The 5,328-nt window shown below is 73.7% G+C and carries 6 protein-coding genes; all 6 read right to left on the bottom strand.

Going from position 1 to position 5,328, the window contains the following annotated elements; all coding sequences use genetic code 11:
* Nucleotides 1-117: 117 nt before the first annotated feature.
* Complete coding sequence (locus ACR9ZG_RS17725) at nt 118-456, bottom strand: DUF488 domain-containing protein (protein ID WP_481286165.1); 339 nt, start codon at nt 454-456, stop codon at nt 118-120.
* Nucleotides 453-1,022 carry a carboxymuconolactone decarboxylase family protein gene (locus ACR9ZG_RS17720; protein ID WP_481286164.1) on the bottom strand — a complete coding sequence of 190 codons (570 nt, stop codon included), beginning with the start codon at nt 1,020-1,022 and terminating at the stop codon, nt 453-455. Before ACR9ZG_RS17720 ends, ACR9ZG_RS17725 begins: the two co-directional genes overlap by 4 nt.
* A gap of 2 nt (nt 1,023-1,024) precedes the next feature.
* Nucleotides 1,025-1,489 carry an iron chaperone gene (locus tag ACR9ZG_RS17715; RefSeq protein ID WP_481286163.1) on the bottom strand — a complete coding sequence of 155 codons (465 nt, stop codon included), beginning with the start codon at nt 1,487-1,489 and terminating at the stop codon, nt 1,025-1,027.
* 107 nt (nt 1,490-1,596) lie between these two features.
* The gene (locus ACR9ZG_RS17710) at nt 1,597-3,108 is read right to left on the bottom strand and encodes an MDR family MFS transporter (protein WP_481286162.1); all 1,512 of its coding nucleotides are present in this window, start codon (nt 3,106-3,108) and stop codon (nt 1,597-1,599) included.
* An 88-nt stretch (nt 3,109-3,196) separates the two neighbouring features.
* Nucleotides 3,197-4,363 carry a cysteine desulfurase family protein gene (locus ACR9ZG_RS17705; protein ID WP_481286161.1) on the bottom strand — a complete coding sequence of 389 codons (1,167 nt, stop codon included), beginning with the start codon at nt 4,361-4,363 and terminating at the stop codon, nt 3,197-3,199.
* Between the two features lie 10 nt (nt 4,364-4,373).
* Nucleotides 4,374-5,285, bottom strand: coding sequence for a carboxylating nicotinate-nucleotide diphosphorylase (nadC, locus tag ACR9ZG_RS17700; protein WP_481286166.1), 912 nt, complete (start codon nt 5,283-5,285; stop codon nt 4,374-4,376).
* Nucleotides 5,286-5,328 lie beyond the last annotated feature (43 nt).

Raw genomic sequence — 5,328 nt, 5'->3', positions numbered from 1 at the left:
CCCCCCCCCCCCCCCCCCCCCCCCCCCCCCCCCCCCCGCGGGGGGGGGGTGTTTTTTCGGCATCATCCCCGTCCCCCCCCAAACACCCCCCCCCCCCGCGCCGGTGGGTCAGGCGGATTACAGGAGGGGGAGGAGGACCCGGGCGTGGTTCTGGGCGGGGTCGTGGACCGCGACCAGGAGGGTGACCACCGGGTGGTCGCGGACGATGGCGCGCAGTTCGTCCAGCGCCGGGTTCGCCGCCAGCTCCGCGCGGTAGCGCTCCGCGAATGCGTCGAACGGCGGGTGCTCGCCGTGGAACCAGCGACGCAGCTCGGTGGAGGGCGCGACCTCCTTCAGCCACCGGCCGAGCTGCGCCCGCTCCTTGCTGAGCCCGCGCGGCCAGAGCCGGTCGACCAGCACGCGGTAGCCGTCGGCGGCCTCCGGCTCGTCGTAGACGCGGCGGATGCGGACGCTCACAGCGGCGCCAGCAGCGCGTCGCGCAGCCGGTCGCCGACACCGGGCGGCACCTCCACCGCCGCCCCGAGCGCCTGGATGGCGCGACTGAAGTAGTTGCGCGCGGCGGCGGCCAGCGTGATGTCGACGATCTCGCGGTCCGTGAAGCCCAGCTCGCGCAGGCGCAGCACGTCGGCGTCGGCGATGCCCGTGGAGTCGGTGCTGATCCGCTCGGCGAACTCCATCATGGCGACCTCGGCCTCGGTCAGGCCGGAGGTGCGGTAGTCGCGGGCGACGGCCTCCAGCTCGTCCTCCTCCATCACCGCGAGCGTCTTGCGGCCGTGGGCGAGCCGGCAGTGCTGCGAGTGTGTGCCCTGGGCCGCGGCGAGGGTCACGAGTTCGAACCGGCGCATGCCCAGCGACCGCTTGATGGCCCGGCCGAGCTGCTCCCAGGCGCGGTACGCCTCGGGGTTCACCGCCATGACGCGCGTGTAGTCGGGCACGTAGCCGAGGTCGGCGATGTCCTGCGCGTAGATCTCGGCGACCTCGCCGGTGGCCTCGTCGGGGTCGGGGGTGTGGATGACGGACATGATCACTCCTTCGTGGTGTCGCTCGGACCCGTGGTGTCGCTCGGACCCGTGGTGTCGCCCGGACCCGTGGTGTCGCTCGGACCCGGCTGTCGGCCGGGCGGCAGTGCGCCGCCGAGCTCGCGCAGCCGCACGGCGAGGACGGCGCGCAGCGTCTCGTCGCTCAGCGGCCGGTCGGGCGGGAAGTGCAGCGTGGCCCCCGACAGCGACCCCTCGGTCAGCGTCCCGGCGAGCTCGGCGGCGGCGGGCGGGCTCATGAGCAGGAGGCTGCACTCCGTCGCGGTCGCGGACAGCGCGACGACGCCCTTCCCGTTCCAGCGGAACGTGGGGACGCGGTAGCTGATGACCTGCTGCGCGCCGGGGAGGATGGCGGCGATCCGGTCGCGGACCGTGCGGAGCGCTCCACCGAACGGCTCGCCGATCGCGGCCAGGTACTCCTCGACCGTGTCGGCCTGCACTCCGCGCGCCACGACGACTCCCTTCGTCGCGCGCAGTATCCCGCACCGGGCGGCCCGGCGGGGAGTACCGCCGCCGGGCTCGGCCGGGTTGGGCGGGGCTCAGCCGCGCCCCGTGGCGCTCAGTGCGCGAAGGCCGCCTCGGAGGGCGCGTCGGCGGGCTTGCGGAGGAAGAAGGACAGCACCACGCCGAACAGCGAGATGATCGCCGCCGCGAGGAACGCCATCCGAACGCCTCCGGCCGTCGCCGCGTCGAGCGGCGCGCCGCCCGCGGTGAGCGCCGCCGTCTGGAGGGACAGCACCGCGACGAGCAGGGCCGTGCCCGCCGCGCCGCCGACCTGCTGGATGGTGCCGACGATCGCGCTGCCGTGCGAGTACAGGTGCGGCGGCACCGCGCCGAGGCCGGCCGTGAAGAGCGGCGTGAACATCAGCGCGAGGCCCAGGCTCAGGACGACGTGCGCGGTCAGCACCAGCCCGAACGGCGTGTGCTCGTTGACCAGGGTGAGGCTCCACAGCACGAGGCTGACCAGGATGGAGCCGGGCACCACGAGCACGCGCGGCCCGAACCGGTCGTAGAGCCGGCCGACGAACGGTGCGGCGACGCCCATGATCACCCCGCCCGGGAGCAGGAGGAGGCCGGTCAGCAGCGTGTCGAGGTGCAGCACGTGCTGCAGGTACAGCGGCAGCACGATGATCACGCCGAAGAGCGAGGCCGTGGTGATCGCCATCAGCGCGATCGCGACCGCGAAGATCGGCGACCGGAAGGTGCGGAGGTCGAGCAGCGCCCGGTCGCGGCGCTGCAGGAACAGCTGGCGCACGATGAAGGCCGCGAGCCCGACGACCCCGACCGCGAGCGAGATCCACAGCACCGGCCCGGCCGAGCCGCCGCCCTCGCCGCTGGCGCTCAGCCCGTAGACGAGTCCGCCGAACCCGAAGGCCGACAGGATGACGGACAGCACGTCGATGCGCACGTTCCGGGTCTCGGTGACGTTCTCGACGAACCGCATGCCGATGAACAGCATCACGAGGGCGATGGGCAGCACGATGAGGAAGATCCAGCGCCACTGCAGGTAGTTCAGGATGAAGCCCGAGATCGTCGGCCCGACCGCGGGCGCGACCGAGATGACGATCGAGACGTTGCCCATCGTCCGCCCGCGCTGCGCCGGCGGGACGAGCGTCATCAGCGTGGTCATCAGCAGCGGCAGCATGATCGCCGTGCCGGACGCCTGGATGACGCGGGCGCCGATCAGCACGGCGAACCCGGGGGCGACACCCGCCAGCAGCGTGCCCAGCGAGAACAGCGACATCGCGGCGATGAAGACCGAGCGCGTCGTGAACCGCTGCAGCAGGAAGCCGGTGATCGGGATGACCACGGCCATCGTGAGCATGAAGGCGGTGGACAGCCACTGCGCGGCCAGGGCGTCGATCTTCAGGTCGTCCATCAGCGTCGGGATGGCGACCGACATGATCGTCTCGTTGAGGATGACGACGAAGGTGGCCGCGAGGAGCAGCCAGATCACACGGGAGTCGCGGCGCGACAGGGTCGTTGCCGCGCGGGCGGATGCGGAGGCGCCCGCGGCCGGCGCCGGCGCGTGCTCGGCGACGGCTTCGAACGATGAGGTCTGCTCAGTCACCGGTCCACAGTAGCGAGCACCACCGACGCCGCAGGTGTCGCGGAGGTTAACGCGTCGGCCCGTTCACTGTGCGCGTAACGCGGAATAATCAGCGGCCCAGCCCGCGCACGGTACGGACCGCTGCGCCGACCGCCGGCGCGACCGCCGCGAGCTGCTCGGCCGAGACCTCCGGACCCCAGGAGAACCGCACGGCCGTGCGCGCGAGGTCCTCCTCGTACCCGAGGGCGAGCAGCACGTGGGAGGCGTCCTCGCTGCCCGCCGCGCACGCCGATCCGCTCGACGAGACGATGCCGTGACGCTCCAGCTCCAGCAGCACGGCCTCCCCGTTGGTCCCGGGGAAGACGAACGATGCGGTTCCGGGGAGGCGGGAGGCCGGATGCCCGGTCAGCACGGACTCCGGCGCCTCGGCGAGCACGGCGGCGACGAAGGCGTCGCGGGCGGCCGTCGCGGAGGCGGCAGCGGCCTCCCTCCCCTCCGCCGAGAGCCGGACGGCGGTGGCGAGCGCGACGGCCCCGGCCACGTTCTCGGTGCCGGAGCGCCGGCCCCGCTCCTGCCCGCCGCCGTGCAGCACGGGCTCGAGCGGCAGCCGGCCGCGGACGAACAGCGCGCCGATGCCCTTGGGCGCGCCGAGCTTGTGGCCGGAGACGCTCAGCGCGTCGACGCCCAGCGCCCGCACGTCGAGCGGGAGCCAGCCGGCCGCCTGCACGGCGTCGGTGTGGAAGGGCGTCCCGTTCTCGTGCGCGACCCGCGCGAGCTCGGCGACGGGCTGCACGGTGCCCACCTCGTTGTTGGCGAGCATGACGCTGGCGAGCGTCGTCCCCGGTCGCAGCGCGGCGGCGAAGGCGGCGGGGTCGACCAGCCCGTCGCGGGCGACCGGGACCATCGTCGCCTCGAAGCCGTGGTGGCGCACGAGGTGGTCGACGGAGGCGAGCACGGCCTCGTGCTCGATCGGAGTCGTCACGATGTGGCGCACCCGGTCCGGGTCGGCGGCGACCGCGCCCAGCGCGATGCCCTTGACGGCCAGGTTGTCCGCCTCGGTGCCGCCCGAGGTGAACACGACCTCGGAGGCGCGGCAGCCCAGCCAGCCGGCGACCTCCGCACGCGCGGCCGCCAGGGCGCGGGCCGCGGACTCCCCGTAGGCGTGGTGGCTGGAGGGATTGCCGAAGTCGCCGGTCAGGTACGGCCACATCGCCTCCAGCACCTCCCGGCGCACGGCCGAGGTGGCCGCGGCGTCGAGGTAGAGCGGGCCGGTCATCGCGCGCGCCTCACTCCGTGGCGGCCGCGGCGGCCGTGGCGGCCGCGACGGCCGTGACACCGGCATCCGCGCCGACCACCACATCCAGCCCGAGGTCCAGCGACCGCACGCTGTGCGTGAGCGCGCCGGAGGAGATGACGTCGACGCCGGTCTCGGCGATGGCGCGCACGGTCGACAGGTTCACGTTGCCGCTGGCCTCGACGATCGCGCGTCCGGCGACGAGCGCGACGCCCTCCCGCAGCTCGTCCAGCGAGAAGTTGTCGAGCATGATCGTGTCGACCCCCGCGGCGAGCACCGGCTCGATCTGGTCGAGCCGGTCGACCTCCACCTCGAGGTGGGTGGTGTGCGGCAGCTCGGCGCGCACCGCCCGCAGCGCGTCGGTGACCGAGAGGCCCGACTGCGCGGTCAGGACCGCGAGGTGGTTGTCCTTCGCCATCACCGCGTCGGAGAGCGAGAACCGGTGGTTGCGCCCGCCGCCGCAGCGCACGGCGTGCCGCTCGAAGGCGCGCAGGCCGGGGGTGGTCTTGCGGGTGTCGACGATGCGGGCGGAGGTGTGCGCCACCTCGCGGACGTAGGCGGCCGTCGTGGTGGCGATGCCGCTCATCCGCTGCGTGAAGTTGAGCGCGACGCGTTCGGCCTGCAGCACCGATCGCGCGGGGCCGGAGACCGTTGCGAGCGTCGCGCCCGCGGCGAACTCCTCGCCGTCGGCGACGGCGAGCTCGACCGCGATCGCCGGGTCGGTGATGGTCATCGCGGCGGCGAACACCTCGCCGCCGGAGAAGGTGCCGGGCTCGCGGGCGACCAGCGCCGCGGTCGCATATGCCGATTCCGGAATGAGCACCTGGCTGGTGAGGTCGCCCCACGGCGCATCCTCGACGAGCGCGGCTCGGACGACGGTCTCGATGATCTGGCGGGTCAGCATGCTGCGGTCACCTCGGCGGGTCGGAGGGAGGAGAAGGTGGAGG

The organism is Leifsonia sp. KNZ12-8B (assembly GCF_056755495.1).
This window is presented reverse-complemented; position numbering and strand designations above follow the sequence as displayed.

Coding starts and splice junctions, on each gene's coding strand:
- ACR9ZG_RS17705 (WP_481286161.1), bottom strand. CDS start 4,363: ATGACCGGCCCGCTCTACCTCGACGCCGCGGCCACCTCGGCCGTGCGC.
- nadC (WP_481286166.1), bottom strand. CDS start 5,285: ATGCTGACCCGCCAGATCATCGAGACCGTCGTCCGAGCCGCGCTCGTC.
- ACR9ZG_RS17720 (WP_481286164.1), bottom strand. CDS start 1,022: ATGTCCGTCATCCACACCCCCGACCCCGACGAGGCCACCGGCGAGGTC.